17 protein-coding genes are annotated in these 18,030 nt (G+C 70.5%); 13 read left to right on the plus strand and 4 right to left on the minus strand.

Annotation, left to right across the window (positions count from 1 at the left end; all coding sequences use genetic code 11):
* Nucleotides 1-99: 99 nt before the first annotated feature.
* The gene (locus AC0KTA_RS13270) at nt 100-861 is read right to left on the minus strand and encodes an isoprenyl transferase (protein ID WP_481055325.1); all 762 of its coding nucleotides are present in this window, start codon (nt 859-861) and stop codon (nt 100-102) included.
* Nucleotides 862-1,109: 248 nt separating this feature from the next.
* Here AC0KTA_RS13270 and mgrA point away from each other — a divergent pair, with 248 nt between their 5' ends.
* On the plus strand, nt 1,110-2,147 hold the full coding sequence (gene mgrA, locus AC0KTA_RS13275) for an L-glyceraldehyde 3-phosphate reductase (RefSeq protein ID WP_481055326.1): 1,038 nt from the start codon (nt 1,110-1,112) through the stop codon (nt 2,145-2,147).
* 650 nt (nt 2,148-2,797) lie between these two features.
* On the opposite strand, the gene AC0KTA_RS13280 is transcribed toward mgrA, so the two are convergent.
* The gene (locus AC0KTA_RS13280; RefSeq protein ID WP_481055327.1) at nt 2,798-3,190 is read right to left on the minus strand and encodes a winged helix-turn-helix transcriptional regulator; all 393 of its coding nucleotides are present in this window, start codon (nt 3,188-3,190) and stop codon (nt 2,798-2,800) included.
* Nucleotides 3,191-3,267: 77 nt separating this feature from the next.
* Nucleotides 3,268-4,047, minus strand: a complete 780-nt coding sequence (locus AC0KTA_RS13285) for a class I SAM-dependent methyltransferase (RefSeq protein ID WP_481055328.1) — start codon at nt 4,045-4,047, stop codon at nt 3,268-3,270.
* A gap of 422 nt (nt 4,048-4,469) precedes the next feature.
* Here AC0KTA_RS13285 and AC0KTA_RS13290 point away from each other — a divergent pair, with 422 nt between their 5' ends.
* The 12 genes from AC0KTA_RS13290 (at nt 4,470) to AC0KTA_RS13345 (ending at nt 17,533) form a co-directional block, all read left to right on the plus strand.
* Nucleotides 4,470-4,799: a hypothetical protein gene (locus AC0KTA_RS13290; protein ID WP_481055329.1), complete on the plus strand. Its 330-nt coding sequence runs from the start codon at nt 4,470-4,472 to the stop codon at nt 4,797-4,799.
* Between the two features lie 95 nt (nt 4,800-4,894).
* Nucleotides 4,895-5,206, plus strand: a complete 312-nt coding sequence (locus AC0KTA_RS13295) for a pore-forming ESAT-6 family protein (RefSeq protein ID WP_481055330.1) — start codon at nt 4,895-4,897, stop codon at nt 5,204-5,206.
* 77 nt (nt 5,207-5,283) lie between these two features.
* Nucleotides 5,284-5,682, plus strand: coding sequence for a DUF6507 family protein (locus AC0KTA_RS13300; RefSeq protein ID WP_481055331.1), 399 nt, complete (start codon nt 5,284-5,286; stop codon nt 5,680-5,682).
* A complete protein-coding gene (locus AC0KTA_RS13305; RefSeq protein WP_481055332.1) occupies nt 5,679-7,781 on the plus strand; it encodes a hypothetical protein in 2,103 nt (700 codons plus the stop codon). Before AC0KTA_RS13300 ends, AC0KTA_RS13305 begins: the two co-directional genes overlap by 4 nt.
* Nucleotides 7,778-8,143 (plus strand): DUF6086 family protein, encoded by a 366-nt coding sequence (locus AC0KTA_RS13310; RefSeq protein WP_481055333.1) that lies wholly within the window; start codon nt 7,778-7,780, stop codon nt 8,141-8,143. Before AC0KTA_RS13305 ends, AC0KTA_RS13310 begins: the two co-directional genes overlap by 4 nt.
* Before the next feature lie 35 nt (nt 8,144-8,178).
* Nucleotides 8,179-8,610: a pentapeptide repeat-containing protein gene (locus tag AC0KTA_RS13315; protein WP_481055334.1), complete on the plus strand. Its 432-nt coding sequence runs from the start codon at nt 8,179-8,181 to the stop codon at nt 8,608-8,610.
* 23 nt (nt 8,611-8,633) lie between these two features.
* Nucleotides 8,634-9,014, plus strand: coding sequence for a hypothetical protein (locus AC0KTA_RS13320; RefSeq protein ID WP_481055335.1), 381 nt, complete (start codon nt 8,634-8,636; stop codon nt 9,012-9,014).
* Between the two features lie 62 nt (nt 9,015-9,076).
* Nucleotides 9,077-9,394, plus strand: a complete 318-nt coding sequence (locus tag AC0KTA_RS13325; protein WP_481055336.1) for a hypothetical protein — start codon at nt 9,077-9,079, stop codon at nt 9,392-9,394.
* A 31-nt stretch (nt 9,395-9,425) separates the two neighbouring features.
* Complete coding sequence (gene eccD, locus AC0KTA_RS13330; RefSeq protein WP_481055337.1) at nt 9,426-10,775, plus strand: type VII secretion integral membrane protein EccD; 1,350 nt, start codon at nt 9,426-9,428, stop codon at nt 10,773-10,775.
* Nucleotides 10,776-10,786: 11 nt separating this feature from the next.
* Nucleotides 10,787-11,884: a CpaE/TadZ family protein gene (locus tag AC0KTA_RS13335; RefSeq protein WP_481055338.1), complete on the plus strand. Its 1,098-nt coding sequence runs from the start codon at nt 10,787-10,789 to the stop codon at nt 11,882-11,884.
* Nucleotides 11,885-11,903: 19 nt separating this feature from the next.
* Nucleotides 11,904-15,980: a type VII secretion protein EccCa gene (gene eccCa, locus AC0KTA_RS13340; RefSeq protein WP_481055339.1), complete on the plus strand. Its 4,077-nt coding sequence runs from the start codon at nt 11,904-11,906 to the stop codon at nt 15,978-15,980.
* Nucleotides 15,977-17,533, plus strand: a complete 1,557-nt coding sequence (locus AC0KTA_RS13345) for a DUF6177 family protein (protein ID WP_481055340.1) — start codon at nt 15,977-15,979, stop codon at nt 17,531-17,533. The genes eccCa and AC0KTA_RS13345 overlap by 4 nt, the downstream gene beginning before the upstream one ends.
* Before the next feature lie 12 nt (nt 17,534-17,545).
* Here AC0KTA_RS13345 and AC0KTA_RS13350 read toward each other — a convergent pair whose 3' ends face one another.
* Nucleotides 17,546-17,884, minus strand: a complete 339-nt coding sequence (locus tag AC0KTA_RS13350) for a DUF6177 family protein (RefSeq protein WP_481055341.1) — start codon at nt 17,882-17,884, stop codon at nt 17,546-17,548.
* Between the last annotated feature and the right edge of the window lie 146 nt (nt 17,885-18,030).

Genomic DNA, 18,030 nt, shown 5'->3' on the forward strand with positions numbered 1-18,030 from the left:
TGCAAGGGGTATTCCCTCGAACAAGCGCAGCCATGCCATGGCATATGACGGCGCGTTGGTTAACTCCTGGTTACCGTGACCTCATCGGGGCTGCTGTGGTCATCCGCCGTAACGGCGGTGGCGCGCCGCGTAATCGCGCAGCGCACGCAGGAAGTCCACCTTGCGGAAGGCCGGCCAGAAGACTTCGCAGAAGTAGTACTCGGAGTGAGCGGACTGCCAGAGCATGAAGCCCGAGAGTCGCTGTTCGCCGCTCGTCCGGATCACCAGGTCGGGGTCGGGCTGACCGCTCGTATAGAGGTGCTTGGAGATCTGGTCGATGTCCACGCTCTCGGCGATGTCCTCGATCGGGGTGCCGCGCTCGGCGTGGTCGAGCAGCAGGGAGCGGACGGCGTCGGCGATCTCCTGGCGGCCGCCGTAGCCCACGGCGACGTTGACGAGTATGCCGGTGCGGGTGTGGGTCGCCTGCTCCGCTTCCTTCAGTACGCCCTGGGTGCGCGAGGGCAGCAGGTCGAGCGCGCCGACGTGGTGGACCCGCCAGCGGCCGTCGTCGACGAGGCTGCGGACGGTGTCCTCGATGATGCCGAGGAGCGGGACCAGCTCCTCCTCGGGGCGGTCGAAGTTGTCCGTGGACAGCATCCACAGCGTGACGACCTCGACGTCGGTCTCGGCGCACCAGCCGAGAAACTCCTCGATCTTGTACGCGCCCGCCTGGTGGCCCTCGGCGGTGGTGCCGCCGGAGGCCTTCGCCCAGCGGCGGTTGCCGTCGAGGATGACGCCGATGTGCTTGGGCACCTGGTCGTGGTCGAGGCGGCCTTCCACCCGGCGTGCGTAAAGTCCGTACACCAGGTCGCGCAAGCTCACGGAATTCCACCTCTCACGAATGTTGACCGCTGCCCCGGGGGCCGACCGGCCGGGGTCCGGGGGTCGGCCCCGGGAGACACGGCGCGTGGGCCGGTCCCTGCGTTCGGACGGCGGTCCCCGAAGGCGAAAGCGTACCGCTGCGCGGGTGCCTCCCGATCCCGGGTGCGGGCCGCGTTCCGTTTCCGGCGCGGCCCTTTGTGTACACGCGCGCGGGCCGCGTCGCGGTTCCCTGAAGTAGCTTCGTGCCCATGAACGACATGTCTGAGTACCGAGCCGCAGCGGACCGCTACGACGCGATGGAGTACCGCCGCAGCGGCCGCAGCGGCCTGCGGCTGCCCGCCGTCTCCCTCGGCCTGTGGCACAACTTCGGCGACGACCGCACCCTGGACTCGCAGCGCGCGATCCTGCGCCGCGCCTTCGACCTGGGCGTCACGCACTTCGACCTGGCGAACAACTACGGCCCGCCGCCCGGCAGCGCGGAGCTCAACTTCGGCAAGCTCTTCGCGCAGGACTTCACCCCGTACCGGGACGAGCTGGTCATCTCGACCAAGGCGGGCTACCTCATGCACCCCGGGCCGTACGGCGAGTGGGGTTCCCGCAAGTACCTGCTGTCCTCGCTCGACGCGTCCCTCGCGCGCATGGGCCTGGACCACGTCGACATCTTCTACTCGCACCGCTTCGACCCGGACACCCCGCTGGAGGAGACGATGGGCGCGCTCGCGTCCGCGGTCCAGCAGGGCAAGGCGCTGTACGTGGGTGTCTCCTCGTACACCAGCGAGCAGACCGCGGAGGCGGCCCGGCTCCTGACCGAGATGGGCGTACGTCCCCTCATCCACCAGCCCTCGTACTCGATGATCAACCGCTGGACCGAGGAGGACGAGCTGCTCGACACCCTCGAGGCGGCGGGCATGGGCTGCATCTCCTTCGTCCCGCTCGCCCAGGGTCTGCTGACGAACAAGTACCTGAAGGGCATCCCCGAGGGCTCGCGGGCGACCCAGGGCAAGTCCCTCGACCCGGACCTGCTGAGCGACGAGGTCGTACGCCGTCTCAATGGCCTGAACGACATCGCCGCCCGCCGGGGCCAGTCGCTGGCGCAACTGGCGCTGAACTGGGTTCTTCGGGACGAGCGCATGACGTCCGCGCTCATCGGGGCCTCCAGCGTGAAGCAGCTGGAGGAGAACGTGGCGGCGCTGGCGGGGCCGAAGCTCACGGACGCGGAGCTCGCGGAGATCGACACGTTCGCCGTGTCGACGGCGGGGACGAACATCTGGGCCGGCCGGGCCTGAGAGTCCCCCTCCGGGGCGGACTGATGGGTCGACCTGCGCCCGTCAGGGGCGCGTCACTCGGGGCACAAAAAACGGGCCGGTCCGTGGGGGGGAGACGGACCGGCCCGAGGGGGGGTTTCCACCATAACCCTTCGTAAGTGGTTCGCGGTGCATCGGCGTGCCACAACTACGCTCCGGAATCGCCCGGCGACTGCCTGAGCCTGTTCTCCCGCCGGATTTCGGCCCTCCCGACGGGATCCGGCCGCCGGTGGCGGTACTCCCGAAGGGTGACGCGGGCGAGGGGCGCGGGCTTGACGGCGGCGGGGGCGGTGGTGGGGTGCGGCGGGCCGCCGGCCGGTGCCGGTGGGCCGCCGACCGGTGTCGGTGGCCGCCGGGTGGTGCGCGAGGCCGCGCAGCCCCCTCCACTGCGCGGCACCGTCCGCGCAGCTTTGCTCACGCGAATTAGCGTTGGTCCGAACTTACGGGAGCGGCGGGGCGGAATCGAGCCAGTCTCGATAACGATGCGGAATCAACTGGCGTGCGTGGCGCCGGAATGCCTGAATTGCCGTGTGTCGGGGGGTGGTTCGGGGCTGCGAGAGGTGAGCGGGGCGCGGCTCGACCACGTCGCGTCGGGTGAACGGGGCGCGGCTCGGCCACGTCCGGCGCGTTCCTCAGGCGGTCTTGCCGACAGCCTCGGACGTCTTCCCGGCAGCCTCGGCCTTCTCCGCCTGGCGGGCCACCAGTCGCTCCATATGCCGGTCGCCCCAGAGCCCGAGGGGCTCCAGGGCCTTGTTCAAGCTCTGCCCGAGCTCGGTGAGCGAGTACTCGACCTTGGGCGGCACCTCGCGATAGACCTCGCGGTGCACGATGCCGTCGGCCTCCATCTCGCGGAGCTGCTGGATCAGCATCTTCTCGCTGACGCCGGGCACGTGCCGCCGCAGCTCCCCGAAGCGGAGCGTCCGGCCGGCGTACAGCGCCCACAGGATGAGGGGCTTCCACTTGCCGCCGACGACGTCGACGGCCGCGTCCAGACCGCACATGTACGGTCCCTTGCCCTTGGCCATGCCCAACTCCTCATCCGCGTACGGCCGCACACTTACCGAACCGACAGTACAGCCGACCAACTCGCGACCGCAGCGGGCTACCGCTTCCGGGCGTCGAACAAATGCCGTGTGCTGTGGGCGACGAACGGCCCCTCCTCCTGGATCCGCTCGTGCAGCTCGCGCAGGCGCGGACGGTAGGCGTCGACGGTGAACCCCGGGACCATCCACACCACCTTGCGCAGAAAGTGGACGACGGCGCCGATGTCGTGGAACTCCATCCGCAGCCGCTCGGCGCGCAGCGAGACGACGTCGAGCCCGGCGGCCTCGGCCTCCCGCCGCTCCCCCTCCGGGTCCCGCGCGCCCCGGACGTCCGCCGGCTGCTCCCCCAGGAAGTACTCGACGACTTCGAAGGCGCTGGCGGGCCCCACGTGCTGGGCGAAGTACGTACCGCCGCGGCGCAGCACGCGGGCGATCTCACCGAAGTGCGGTGTCACCGGGTGCCGGCTGGTGACGAGGTCGAACACCCCGTCCGCGAACGGCAGGGGCGCGTCCTCGGGCGAGGCCACGACGACCACACCGCGCGGGTGCAGCAGCGCGGCGGCCTTGGCGACGTTGGGCGGCCACCCCTCGGTGGCGACGGCGAGCCGGGGCAGCACGGGCGCGGAGGCGAGCACTTCACCCCCACCGGTCTGCACGTCGAGCGCCGCCTCGGCCCGCCCGAGCCGCTCCCCCATGGCCCGCGCGTACCCCCACGAGGGCCGCTCCTCCGTGGCCCGCCCCTCGAACCAGGAGAAGTCCCAGCCTTCCACGGGGGCGGCTTCGGCTTCGGCGACGAGATCGTCAAAGGTGCGGGGGCTGGGGCTCGGGCTGTTCCTCATGGGCCGATCATTCCAGGGGCGGCCCGGGGCGTACTACTGGTGTGCCAACGAGAAGGACACGTGCGAGTCGTCCCACTCGCACATTTCCGGCCACGGTGGAATCCGTGGCGGTCAAGGGAGCGCGCGATCGCCATGGGCGTCCGCCGTGCAGGTCTCTCGTGCGGAGGCGGGGCAATGGCTGCTGGAAGCATCGGAAGCCGAAGCGCGAAGTGCTGCCCGACGCCTGGTCGCTCTCCCCCACAGCCCCGCCGTCTGTTGGCAGGATCACGCCGTGTCGTCCCCAAGTGCGTTGCGCCTGCAATGCGCCGTGGGACAGTATGTTCGATGCGCTACGTGGCGTGAGTGCCTTATGCGCATGTAGTGATGTCATTGCGTCGATCAACTACCCGTTGGTCGGCGGGGGTTCGAGTGGGGGGTGGCTTGTGAAGTTCGACATGGGTGAGACGACGCTTGCCGTGTTGGGGAAGAACACGTCGGGGTCCAGTGATGACCTGGGGGCGTTGATCCGGGCGCTGGTGCAGGCGGCGGAGCCGTTGGAGGGGAAGTTCAACGGCGCGGGCAAGGCGACGTTCGACTCGTTCAAGCTGCGGGCGGATGAGATCACGGCGGCGCTGAACGGTTCGCTGCAGTCGATTCTGGGCGGTCAGGCGGGGATGGACGAGGCGTTCGGGACGGGTACGCAGGAGCAGTCCGACAACGCCCACAAGAACATGGGCGCGGCCAACTTCCAGGCGGCACGGTTCTCCGGCTGACCGCCGCTGTGCAACGGGGCCCGGGGGTGGCCCCGTCCATCAACTTCGCTCAACTTCGCTCAACTTCGCTTCGGCTCGACTCGGGGAGTTTTGTCATGGCTGGCAATCAGGACCGGCGCTCGTACGACACCGGCGCCTCCGCCGACGTACAGGGCAGTCTGCACATCATCATCGGGAATCTGGAGCGCGTGCTCGGCGACCGCGACCGCGCGGTGAAGGCCGCGATGGCCGACTACCAGGCCGACGGGGTGTCGGACGAGTACCACGGCAAGGAAGTGCGCTGGAACAAGGCGGCGAACGAGGTCCGGGAGATCATCCGGCTCGTGCGTTCCACGCTGGAGGAGAACGACGGGACGGCACAGACCACGCTCGCCCGCGCGCGGGCCGCGGTCAACAACATCGGCTGAGCACGCGCAGCGCAGGCACGTTGAGGAACCGGATCGCAGGCGGGCGGTCCGGCGCACGGAGATCGAGGGGGCGTGTGATGACGGCGTGGGACATCGAACCCGGTGGCGTCCGGGGGGTACTCCAGCGGGCCGGGACGGCGGCCGAGACCATGGCGACTGCCGGTAAGCAGATGCAGAAGACGCTGCCGCAGGCTGCCAAGCATGCGGGGACCATCACCGAGGGTGGGCATGAGGGGCAGGGCACTCAGGGACCGGTGGGGTCCGCGCTCGGCGTGTTCTTCAACCAGTGGTCGAAGAACCTCACGTACATCGCGAAGCGGACCGGGAGTTCGCTGAATGGCGCCAACCTGGCCACTCAGGAGTACATCAAGGGTGACCTGGACATGGCCGCCACGAAGCAGGGCAAGGCGCTCGCGGAGATGCCGATGCCCGACATGCCCGGTGTCGGTGGTGGCGCGCGGGGCGGTGGCAAGTGAGCGGCAAGCTCATTGACCCCAATGGCATACCGCAGTTCACGGGCAACCTGGAACAGCTGGAGCGGGACGCAACGGACCTCAGCATGGAGGCATCGCTGTTCCGCCTCAGCGGCGGTCAGGTGCACTCCATCTTCCAGGGGCTCTCGGCCTTCTACGAGGCTCCTGAGGCAGAGGAACTGTTCGCGACAACCAAGCCGGTGGCCACGCGGTCGGACGCGTTCGCCGACCAGTTGGAGAAGGTCGCGCAGGCCTTGAGCGACTACGCGACCGAAGTGCGGCCGCTGGCGGAGAAGCTCAAACAACTACAGATCGAGGCCAGTGCCTTCGTCATCGACGACGTTTCGACCGATGACGACTGGCGCAAGGACCAGGACAAGGTCGACCACAACAACCGGCTGGTGGACGACGTCAAGGTCGCCACCCTGGCCTTCCAGGCCGCCGAAATCGACTGCCACAACAAGATCACCGCGTTGGTCGACGGCATCCAGCTGAAGCCGAGCAGCGACGGCCAGACCAGCTGCGGCACGTACGGCTATACCTCCGAAGTCCTCGATCAGGCCGAAGAACTCCCCTGGGGTGCCAAGGCCGAGCGCGACTACGACGGAATCGAATGGCTTGCCCACAAGGCCGTGGACTTCGGCAAGGGGTTCATCGTCGACGGCATCGTCGGTACGACCAAGGCGCTCGGCACGCTGGCCGGCAAGGACGGCTGGGGCGCGGCTGGGGAAGCCTGGACCAATCTGGCCAAGCTGAGCACCGGCCTGACGCTCACCATGACCCCGCTTGGCGGGGCCTTCTGGATGGCCAAAGACGATCAACTCCCGGGTTGGCTGAGGGACTCCCGCAAGTCGGTGGTCGACACCGGCAAGGGGCTGATCGCCTACGACCAGTGGGGCAAGAACCCGGCGCGTGCCGCCGGCCTGGTCGGATTCAACGCCGTGACCATCGTGGCGACGCGCGGCGCGGGAGCCGCGGTCAAGGGCGGGGCCATGGCGAAGGTGGTCTCGGTGACCGGCAAGGTGGGCCGTGCGGTCGATCCGTTCACGTATGCGGCGAAGGGCGTCAAGTTCGCGGCGGTCAAGGTCGGGGATCTCTTGGGGCCTCTGAGGAACCACCCCGCGGGCGCATATGTCGATCTGCCGGACGGTCGCTATAGCCTGCCCGCCCGGAACACGGATGTGCCTACGGGTTCCTCTGCTGTGCCGAAGGACGCCATCCCATACGTCAGTGACAAGGGTGCGACGATCTATGTGACGCGCGAGGGCGCGGTCATCGACGAGCACGGCAAAGTCCTCCAGAAGGCCGAGGAAGCCCCGAGAGAACTCACGGCCGCCGAACGCGCTGACGCCACACAAGGGGAGACACCTACCCCTCGGGGTCCAGACCGTCAGCCTGTCGCCGTTGGTGCACAAGCGGGTGACAGAGCGGCTGAAGCCGCCGGCCGCAACGGAGATCATCTGCCTCACGGCAGAGTCGACGACCCGGGACGTAGCGCCGCTGCGAGCCATGAACCGCCCTCGGGGGCACCGCCCAGTGCATCGGCGCACCACGGTGGCGGTTCGCCTGAGGGGCACCATGGAAGTCCCCCAAGTGGGCACGGAGCAGACGTTTCAGGTGCCCACGAGGCACCGTCACGTGGCGGTGACTCTTCGGCGGGGAGCAGCGGTGGCGACGAAGGTGTCAGGGAACCTGTGCACCCAGGGGCTGCAGGCGTCGGCGGAGGGGATGGCTATTCAAACCGCGTGCGCCCACCCCGCGAGGGCGACACGAACTATGTGGTGGATAATCCGCAGAACTGGGCTGACACGATTACTGACATCGACAGGATCGAGGATGGCGTCCTGTGGGAAGAGAAGACTGCCACTGGGCGTGATCCCCGAGTGAATGTCGAGAAATGGATCAGTAAGCACGTCTTCAAGAAGCTGGATTCGTACGTCAGAGCGCGTGCGCACATGTCGGGATTCGAAGAGGCCCCCATTGGCTTGAGCTTCACGGAGGCGGGTGCCACGGCAGAGTTCCGAGCTGCCGTGGAATCCGGTGTAGAAAAATGGCTGGTTAAGAATCCGGACGTCGATGTAAGGGTGAGGTGGGCGGAGTGAGTTGCTACTTCCAGGTTGGTGACGAGGAAATCTGGAACCCATCCAACTCGGTGGCTAGGCTCTTTCTCGAGCAAGCCGACGCGTTGTCCAGGTTCGTCAATCGGCAATCAGGGCTGAGCGAGATCATCGAAGACGAATGCGAAATCGATGAGCAACTCTTCATGGAGTTCGTGGACGCAATCGTGAACGCATACCAGGACTCCAACAACGAGGCACTCCGCTCTCTGGTGAGGGGGTTCGCTGGGGTCGCGTCCGTTCTGGTGGACCGCATGGGTGGCGTGATTCCTTCGTTGAAGCCTGAGTATTCGGAGATGTGGGCAGCCGAACGTGCCGCGCCGGAACGATCGATGCCGCGAGGGTGAGCCTGCGATGTGACACGGGCCGGGTTGTCAAAGTGATGCCGCAGGACGTGCAGGCCGCTGAGGCTTTGCGCGAGTGGGCGGAGCAATCGGACTCCATTCTGGATGCCTCAGGGCTTGACCTGTCAGCGGTTGATCTGTCAGGTGCGGATCTCGCGATGAGCTTGCTGACGCAGACGGTTCTCCGTCGGGCCCGGCTTGTGGGTGCGGATCTCTACCGGGCGCACCTGGAAGGCGCGGTTCTTGACGAGGCCGACCTGTCCTCCGCGTCACTGGTGAAGGCGGAGCTGGATGATGCCTCCATGCAGGGCGCGACGCTCAACGAGGCGAACCTCGGCAGTTGTGAACTGTGGTCGGTGGATGCCCGGGGGGCGCGGTTCCGGGGGGCCAACCTCGAGGGTGCGTCATTCCTCGGCGTCAAGCTTCAGGGGCGGATCTCACGGATGCGTCGCTGTGGGAGACGTCCCTAAAGGCCGTACTTGACGAGCGTACGGTGGTTCAGGGGCTTTCGGGGACGCTGTACGGCCCCGCCACCATCGACGAGGGAGGCGTCCAGCGCGAAGTTCTCGGACAAGAACTCGAGCAGTGGCTGAACAGCCGTGGCGCGCGGGTACGTGTGCTCTCGCCGGGAGATAACGTCACGTATTACGCCAAGCTCGGTGAAGGGAACACGCGCAGCAACCCTCTTGGCATTGTGCGGCGGCGGATGGTGGACGGTGTGTCGCACGACGAGGCATTCACGAGAAACCTTCGTTGGGAACCGACTGAATACCTACGGCTCTATGAGCTGGGCCACAACGAAGTCGATCACGTGGAGATCACTGAAGCGGAGGCCTCCGCGTTCATTGAAGAGGTTGTCAGAAGGCTCTCGTAGCCTGGTGCCGGGCGGGCGACGCCGCGGTTGGGTCGGATGAGGGCGAGAGGAGGAAGGTGGCTGTGGCAGCCCAGGACTACGACAGTCAGCTCCTGGAGTCCGTCTCCGTTCGGCGGCGGCGGCTTCGGGACGCGGTGGTGTTCGGTGGGCAGCGGCAGCGGCGTGGGTGGGACGAGCGGTTGGGGAAGTTGGTCGGCGGGATTGTGATCGCCGCTGTGTTGTGTGCCGGGTGCGTGGGGTGGTCGTTCATTTCGCATCGGGTGATGAAGGAGAAGCCGGGAGAGTCGTCTTCCGTGCCTCGGTCCTCGTCGTCCGGTGCGCGCACTTCTTTGCCGTCTGACGTGCCTGAATCACCCTCCGTGTCCGCTTCTTCTCGGTGATAGGTTCGAACTTGTGATATCTGCGGGGGCAATGAGCCGTAGCCAGGGACGAGTGGCGTTGAGCCGGGTGACCTTGGTGGGGGAGCGGCGGCGGGTGGATCTCGTACTGCCTTCCCAGGAGCCGGTCGGGCTGTTGCTGCCCGAGGTGATGCGGCTGCTCGACGACCGGGTGGGCGCGCGGCCCGAGTTGCGGTATCTCGTGGCGGCCGACGGGTCCGCGCTCGCGCAGGACAGCACTCTGGAGTCGGCCGGCGTTGCCGACGGGGCTGTACTGCGGCTTGTGCGCGCCGAGGACGCGCCCTCCGCGCCCGTCGTGCACGACGTCACCGACGAGGCCGCCGAGGATGTGGATGTGCGGGCCTGGCGGTGGGGTGCGGGGGCCCGGCGTGTGGTGTGTGGGGTGGCCGTCGGGGCTTGGGCTCTTGCCGCCGGGGTGCTGGCCCGGGGGGAGTTCGACGACTCCCGGGTGGGGACCGGGTTGCTGGGCGTGAGTGCCGTCGCCGCGCTCTGCGGTGCGCTGCTCGGGCGGGCTCGGCGGCGCAGCCTCGCTGCCACGCTCATTGGGGTCGCGGGTGCGCTCGGGGTCTTCGGCGCCTGGACGCTCGGGGGTGCGAACGGCTGGTCCGGCGCCGCGCAGTTGGCGGGGAGTGCCGGGGTTCTTGTCGTTGTTCTGTTGCTGCTCGGGTGGTTCACGCCCTTGGGGCGGGGTGGAGTTGTCGGGGGTGGCGCCCTCGCCGGGTGCGCCGTCGTGTGGGAAGTCGTCCTTGGGTTTCAGGGCGGTGGGCACGTCGATCGTGTCGGTGCCGTGCTTGTTGTCGTGTCCGTCGTCGGGCTCGGCGTGCTGCCGCGGGTTGCCTTGATGGCCTCGGGGCTCTCCGGGCTCGACGACCGGCGGTCGGGTGGGGCCTCCGTCAGTCGGTACGACGTGGGGAGCGCCCTCGCGGCCACCCACCGCGGGCTCGCGCTCGCCACCGTCGCGCTCGCCGTCTCCGCGGGGGCCGCCGGCGTGCTCGTCCTGCGTGAGGTGACCGTGTGGGCGGTGCTGCTCGCCGGAGCCGCCGCCCTGGTGCTCGCCCTGCGCGCGCGGGCGTTTCCCCTCATCGTCGAGGTGGTCGCGCTGCTCGCGGCCGCGGCGGCCGTTGTCGGGCGGCTCGTGTGGGTGTGGCTCGGCGAGTCCGGGGCGGCGGGCGGGCCCTTGGCGCTGCTCGTCGTGCTCGCGCTCGCCCCGCTCCTCGTCCTGGCCGTGCGGCCCGCCGAGCACGTGCGGGTACGGCTGCGCAGGGCCGGGGACGCGGTGGAGTCGCTGGGCGTCATCGCCCTGATTCCGCTGGTCCTCGGGGTGTTCGGTGTGTACGGGCGACTGCTCGACACCTTCGCGTGAGGGCGCGCGACATGACTGAGGCGAGGGACTGGCAGCGGGACTTGCTGCGGGAGTTGGGTGCGGGAGCAGGCCGGGGTTCGGCCCCGCCGTCGGCGCCCACCCCTGCCACTGCGCCCACCCCCGCCGCCGCGCCGACGCAACCGGCCGCGCCCAAGAGCGCCCCACCCACCCCCCTGCGCGGAGCGCCCCCCACCCCCGAATCCACCCCCACAGTCGACCCCCGCCTCGCCCTCGCCCTCGGCCGCCCCCAGCACGGGGATTCCCTCCCCCGCCGCACCGGCCGCTCCCTGCGCAAGCTCGTCACCTCAGCCTCGCAGGACGTGACGGAGGAGAGCCGGATCGCGAGGGAGGTGCAGCAGCCGGTCACCACCGGCCGCGTCGTCGCGGTGACGTCGATCCGGGGCGGGGTCGGCAAGACCACCGTCTCCGCGCTGCTGAGCCGCACGTTCCACCACTACCGGCACGACCCGGTCCTCGCCCTGGAGGCCGACGCCGCGCTGGGCACGCTGCCGGTGCGGCTCGGCGCGGAGTCGGTGCGCTGGTCCTGCGCGGACCTCGCGCGGATCCTGACGCCGACCATGCAACTGACCGACATCACCGGCTACCTGGTGCCCGTGCCGGACGGAGGCTGGCTCCTGCCCGCCAGCCAGGGCCGCGTCGGCGCCCCCCTCGACGTACCCACGTACCGCACCGTGACCCTCGCCCTGCGCCGCTACTTCGCGGTGACCGTCGTCGACTGCGAGACCCTGCCCGGCGAGGTGGCGCGTACGGCGATGGACACCGCCCACGCCCGCGTCGTCGTCGCCCCCATGACCGTCGAGGGCGTGAACGGCACCCGCCTGGTCCTGGACTGGCTGGCCCAGTTGCCGCACTCCGCGCTGGCCACCACCGTCGTCGCCCTCACCGCCAACTCCCCGGACATGACACTCGACTTGAAGACCGCCGCCGCACACCTGCGGGAGACCGGAGTGGCCGTCGTGCCCGTCGCGTACGACCGCCATCTCGCCCAGGGAGGCCCCATCCGCGGCCCCCAGCTCGGCAAGGCCGCCCGTGACGCCGCCGTCCACCTCGCCGCCGAGGCGATGCGGCGCGCGGTGCGCGTGCGATGAGCCCCGCAGTGAGGACGCGATGACCCACCGCCTCGTACACCGCCCGGCCCGCTCCACCCGCCCCCCGGCCGCCGCCGCCCGGCACACCATCGAACCGCCCCCGAACCTGCCCGAGGGCAAGATGGGCAACGCCGCCACCGCGCTGCTCCCGATGGCCGGCGTCATGGGCTCGGTCGTGATGATGACCGTCATCCGCAACAGCCAGTTCGCCGCGCTCGGCGCCATCGTGCTGGTCTTCGCCCTGCTCGGCGGCGTCGCCCTGTTCTGGTCGCAGCGCGGCAAGGCGCAGCGCACCCGGCGTACGCAGCGCGAGCGGTATCTGGAGTACGTGGAGGAGCAGCGCGACGAACTCGGCGCCGCGGAGCGGGAGTTGAGGCAGCGGGCGCGGCTCCTCAATCCGCCGCCGCAGGCGCTCTACGACCTCGTACGGGACCCGGCCCGGCTCTGGGAGCGGCGCCGCGGCGACGCGGACTTCCTAGCGGTGCGGGTGGGCTGTGGCGACGTACCCGTACAGGAAGTGGTGATCGGGCAGCACACCGGGAGCGGGGTGCTCACGCCGCCCGACCCGTTCATGCTCAACGAGGCGCGTGCCCTGCAGGCGCGGTTCGCCGTCGCGCCCGACTTCCCGCTGGCCGTGCCGCTCGACCGGGCGGGAAATGTGAGCGTCGTCGGCGACCGTGAGGGTGTGCTGCGCGTCGCCCGCGCGTTGCTGATCCAGAGCGCCGTGACGCACGCCCCGGACGACCTGGCCGTCGCGCTCGGCGTGCCGGGGCAGCGGCTCGCCGAGTGGGAGTGGGCGAAGTGGCTGCCGCACGTGCAGGATCCGACGGCCGACCCGGAGGCGTACGACGGGCCGGTCGCCGCCCGGCGTATCGCACCCGACGTGGCGCGGCTCGCCCGGCTGTGCGGCGCCGACCTGCGCCGTCGCTCCTCGTACGCGGCCGAGGTGCGCCGCGGCCTGTCCGGCAAGGACGCGTTGCGACTCACCGACCGTCTCTTTGTGGTGAGCGACACCCATGGCGAGACGGCCGAGGAACTGCCGCGCCCGGACACCGCGGTGGGGCTCGGCGACATGGGCGTGACGGTGCTGCATCTGCTGGAGCGGCAGATCCACGAGCCGGACGAGGTGAGCGTGCGGATCACCGTCGACGGCGATCATGTCGCCGTCGAGGATCTGCGTGCGCCGAGGGCCGAGGGCACGTCGGCGGCTGGCGGCGCTGCCGCTGCCGCTGCCGCAGTCGCGCATGGCCTCGCGGACGAGGTGAGCGTCGCGGGCGCCGAGGGGCTCGCCCGGATGCTGGCGTCGCTGCGTCTCTCGGCGGAGTCCGCCGCCGAGGGCACCCCGGTGTCGGGGCCGGTCGACTTCCCGGCGCTGCTCGGCATCGACGACCCGGCCGCACTGGACCTGGACCGGCTGTGGGCGCCGCGCACCGAACGGGACTTCCTGCGCGTGCCGATCGGGCTCGACGACCGGCACGAGCCGGTGCTGCTCGACCTGAAGGAGTCGGCCGAGCTGGGCATGGGCCCGCACGGGCTGTGCGTGGGCGCGACCGGCTCCGGCAAGAGCGAGCTCCTGCGGACCCTCGTCCTGGCGCTCACCGCCACGCACGCGCCCGAGGACCTGGCGATGGTCCTCGTCGACTACAAGGGCGGCGCCACCTTCGCGCCCTTCACGGGTCTGCCGCACGTGGCCGGTGTCATCACCAACCTGGAGAACCAGGCCGACCTCGTCGAGCGCGTCCACACCAGCCTCGCGGGCGAGATCAAGCGCCGCCAGCAGGTCCTGAAGGACGCCGGGAACATCGCCGACATCGGGCACTACGGCGCCCTGCGCGCCCGGGAGCCCGGCCGGGGCCTGGAGCCGCTGCCGCACCTGTTCGTCGTCATCGACGAGTTCGGCGAACTCATCACCGCCAAGCCGGACTTCATCGACCTGTTCCTGTCGATCGGCCGGATCGGCCGCTCGATCGGCGTGCATCTGCTGCTCTCCAGCCAGCGCATCGAGTCCGGCAAGCTGAAGGGCCTGGAGACGTATCTGTCCTACCGGCTCGGCCTGCGGACGTTCTCCGCCGACGAGTCACGGACCGTCCTCGACACGGCCGACGCCTTCCAGCTACCGCCGCTGCCCGGCTTCGGCTATCTGAAGGTGGACACGTCCACGTACACACGCTTCAAAGCGGGGTACGTCTCCGGGGCCCATCGAGGACCGGCGGCCGACCCGGCCGCCGACACCGGGCCGCTCGCCTGGACGTACCCGGCGTACAACCCGGGGCCGGACCCCACCGGCGACAGCCGCCCCCAGGAACCGACGCCGTCGCGCGAGCGCGAGACCGGGCCGACCGTGATGTCCACGGTGGTCGACCGACTCGCCACCGCCGCACCACCGGTGCGCCGCATCTGGCTGCCGCCGCTGCCGGACGCGGTCGCCCTGGACACCGCGGCGGGCCCCCTGCGGGTCTCCGAACGCGGCCTGCACCTCACCCGCGCCTCCGGCCGCCTGTGCGTGCCCCTCGGCGTCCTGGACGACCCGGGCCGGCAGTGGCAGGGGCTGTGGACGCTCGACCTGAACGTGGCCGGCGGGCACGTGGCCGTCATCGGCGGCCCCCAGTCCGGCAAGACGACGCTGCTGCGCACGCTCACGCTGTCCCTGGCGCTCACCCACACCCCCGACGAGGTCGCCGTGTACGGCCTCGACCTCGTCGGCGGCGGCCTGTCGGCCCTTGCCGGGCTGCCGCACGTGGGCGGGGTCGCCTCCCGGGCCGACCACGAGCGGCTCGCCCGGACGGTCGCCGAGGTGAGTGCCCAACTCGCCCTGCGCGAAGAGCTGTTCCGCGAGCACGGCATCGACTCCCTCGACCAGCTGCGGCAGCTGCGGGCCGAGGGCGGTCTGCCCGAGCTCGGCTCCACCGACATCGTGCTGCTCGTCGACGGCTTCGGCGCGCTGCGCGAGGAGTTCGACGAGCTGGACGAGCGGATCGCCGAACTCCTCAAGCGCGGCGGCGGCTACGGCATCCACGTCGTCGCCGGAATGCTGCGCTGGAACGACGTGCGCATCGCCACCCAGTCGATGTTCGGCACGCGGGTCGAGCTGCGCCTGAACGACCCGTCCGACTCCACGGTCGACCGCAAGCTCGCCGAGACGTTCACCGCCGACACCCCGGGACGCGTGCTCACCGACGGCAAGCTGTTCGCGCAGACCGCCCTGCCGCGCACCGACGGCCTGCCGCGCACCGACGACCTGGGCGCCGCCCTCGACGAGGCGGCGCGCACCGTCGCCGCCACCTGGCACGGCGAACTCGCCGCGCCCGTACGCGTCCTGCCCACCCGGCTCCCCGCCACCGGCCTGCCCACCGCCCACGCCGAACCGCACCGATTGCCGATCGGCGTCGACCAGGACAGCATCTGTCCGCAATTCCTTGATCTGTTCGGCCAGGACCAGCACCTGCTGATCCTCGGCGACAACGAGTGCGGCAAGACCAATCTGCTGACCCTGATCGTCGAGCAGCTCACCGCCCGCCACGGCGACGACGCACTCGTCTTCGGCGTCTTCGACCCGCGCCGCGGCCTGCGCGGCGTCGTCCCCGAGCCGTACCGCGGCGGCTACGCCCACAACGCCAAGCTCGCCGCGGCGCTCGCCACCGGCATCGCGGGCGAGCTCGACAAGCGCCTCCCGGAGACCGCCGACCCCGACGCGACCAGCCTCGAACCCGCCTTCACCGGCCCACACATCGTCATCCTCATCGACGACTACGACATCCTCACCACCGCCGGCCAGCAGCCCCTGGCCGCCTTCCTGCCCTACATCTCCTCCGCCCAGGACATCGGCCTGCACTTCGTCGTCGCCCGCCGCACCGCCGGCTCCGCACGCGCCCTGTACGAGCCGTTCCTCACGACCCTGCGCGAGACCGGCACCACCACCCTCCTCATGAGCGGCGACCGCACCGAAGGCCAGCTCTTCCCCGGCCTCTACGCCTCCCCACAACCCCCCGGCCGAGGCACCCTCGTCCGCCGCGGCCACCCCAACCGGCTCATCCAGACGGCCCTCGCCCACGCCCCCGAAACCCCCGACGAACCGAAAGCGACGAAGCACCTGTGACCAAGGACGTCATCGCCCTCACCCTCGCGATGCCCGACGCCATGGCACTGCTGGCCGGGCTGCACGCGGGCGGGCCCGACCTGAGCGTCCACTCCCTCGCCGACGGCGCGGTCGTCCAGCTGCGCACCCCGGACGGCCGTCCCCTGGTCTCCGTCGAGGCGCCCGTCCTCGTCCACACGCCGGGCGAGGCGCAGCGCCTGCTCGGTCCCCAAGTCGCGGTGCCCGACGTGCCGTTCTGGTGGACGGAGACCCGTGCCGTCACCACCGTCCCCGAGGCCACGGACCTCGCCGGATCGTTCTGTGGCCGTCTCACGCTGCTGCTCGGCGGCACCACGTGGCCGCCGGACGCCTCGACACTTCGCGTCGTCGAGACCGCCGATGTCCCGGGCCTGCACGGCCACGACGCCGCGGGGCAGTCCGGGACCGACAATGTCACAGACGATCCCCCGAGCGACGGCACCACGGGCACCCCCGCGACGGACAGCACTACGGACGCCCCCGGGCCCGACGGCACCGCGGTCGCCCCTGGGCCCAACGGCACCTTCCCCGCCGTCGACATCCTCACCGACTCCACCGCCGTCGTCCTCGCCGACCGGCCGGTCATCGCCCTGACCGCCTGGCTCTCCGCGGTCCTGCGCGCGGCCGCCGACTCGGGCAGGGCACTGCACCTCGTCACGCCACCCCACGCCCGCCTGAGCCTGCCGCTGCGGACCGCCCTGACCGGACCGCCGAACCGCTGGGTGGTGCAGACCCCCGGAGGCGGCTGCTACGACGGGCTGTCCGGCGCCGTGCTGCACTGGCGGGAGGGCACTTTCACGCCCACCCTCGACGACGGCGGCGAGACCGTGCCGACCGAGGCCTTCACCCCGCCCGAACCGCCCGTCGAGCAGCAGCTCACCCTCTCCCTGCGCACCCTCCACGCCCCCGACGCCGACCTCGTCCTGGGCCGCTCCCTGGAAACCGCCTGGCACCACCTCACCGGCGCCGCGCCCGCCGGCTGGGGCACCGCTGAGCCCGTCAACCTCCCCTGGTCGCCCCGGCAGTTGACCGCACTGGCCCGTGACCGCGCCCCGGCCCCGAGCCATCTCCTCGCTGTCGGCGCCCCCGACCGGCCCGCGATCGCCGACCTGCGGGTGACCCGCACCAGGACCGGTGTCGCCGAGGAGGCCTCCCTCACGCTCGGGTACGCGGCCGACGAGCCCCCGCCCCTGGACGCCCTGGAGGCGCTGGCCGAAGAACTCGTGGCCGGGCGGGGCCTGAGCGCCATGCTCGTCACCCTGCGCAGGGCCCGCCGAGACCTCACCGCTCCCGCCCACCTCGAAGGTGCGCCCATCCCCGTCTCGTTCACGCTGGGCCCCACGGACGTACGAGCCATAGGCCTCCACCACGCCCGCCGCCCACCCCTGCCCCTGAGCCCCACCGCTCTCGGCCCCACCTCTGCTCCGGCTCTGCACTACGGCCTGAGCGACGGCACAAGTCCAGACGCCTGGACCGACCTCGAGACCCTGACCCGACACCTTCGTTCCCGCCGGTCCGGCCAGGGGGATTCGTAAGCCCTTGCTGACTCACGCGGCCTTGAGATGGCCCATGAGTACGGACAGACGCTCCCACCCAACGGCGTCACCGCCGTCGCTCAACGGATAGTGAAGGGCCGGGTCGGCGCCGGACCCGAGGCGCAGAGGGGCGGTGTCGATCGGCGTCAGCCCGTGCTCGGCGGCCAGGGCCTCGGCGAGGGGCTGGATGTCGCCCATGGGTGCGGCTTCGTCGGGGCCGTAGCCGAGGGTGAGGGTGATGTCTTCCTCGACACCGGCGGTGGTGCGAGTGACGCTCACGGTCGCCATGGCGGGTCGGCCGGGGCCGCCAACGGCGACGAGCCAGGTCGGCACTACAAGCGCATGAGCCACTCACGTCACGTAGTGCCTCGAACATACTTTCCCACACGGCGTTGCAGGCGCAACGCAGTTGGAGGCAAGGGGCTTGATTCCGCCGACGCAGGCCGCAGCTGCAGCCGAAACTGCCCGAGAGGCACGCCAGCAGGCTCTACGGCCCT

Source organism: Streptomyces sp. Y309, from assembly GCF_056712025.1.

Bases quoted from the DNA above. Each gene is read 5' to 3' on its own strand.
- AC0KTA_RS13280 (WP_481055327.1), bottom strand. From the start codon at position 3,190: ATGGCCAAGGGCAAGGGACCGTACATGTGCGGTCTGGACGCGGCCGTC.
- eccCa (WP_481055339.1), top strand. From the start codon at position 11,904: ATGACCCACCGCCTCGTACACCGCCCGGCCCGCTCCACCCGCCCCCCG.
- eccD (WP_481055337.1), top strand. From the start codon at position 9,426: ATGAGCCGTAGCCAGGGACGAGTGGCGTTGAGCCGGGTGACCTTGGTG.
- AC0KTA_RS13285 (WP_481055328.1), bottom strand. From the start codon at position 4,047: ATGAGGAACAGCCCGAGCCCCAGCCCCCGCACCTTTGACGATCTCGTC.
- AC0KTA_RS13300 (WP_481055331.1), top strand. From the start codon at position 5,284: ATGACGGCGTGGGACATCGAACCCGGTGGCGTCCGGGGGGTACTCCAG.
- AC0KTA_RS13335 (WP_481055338.1), top strand. From the start codon at position 10,787: ATGACTGAGGCGAGGGACTGGCAGCGGGACTTGCTGCGGGAGTTGGGT.
- mgrA (WP_481055326.1), top strand. From the start codon at position 1,110: ATGAACGACATGTCTGAGTACCGAGCCGCAGCGGACCGCTACGACGCG.
- AC0KTA_RS13295 (WP_481055330.1), top strand. From the start codon at position 4,895: ATGGCTGGCAATCAGGACCGGCGCTCGTACGACACCGGCGCCTCCGCC.
- AC0KTA_RS13315 (WP_481055334.1), top strand. From the start codon at position 8,179: ATGCCGCAGGACGTGCAGGCCGCTGAGGCTTTGCGCGAGTGGGCGGAG.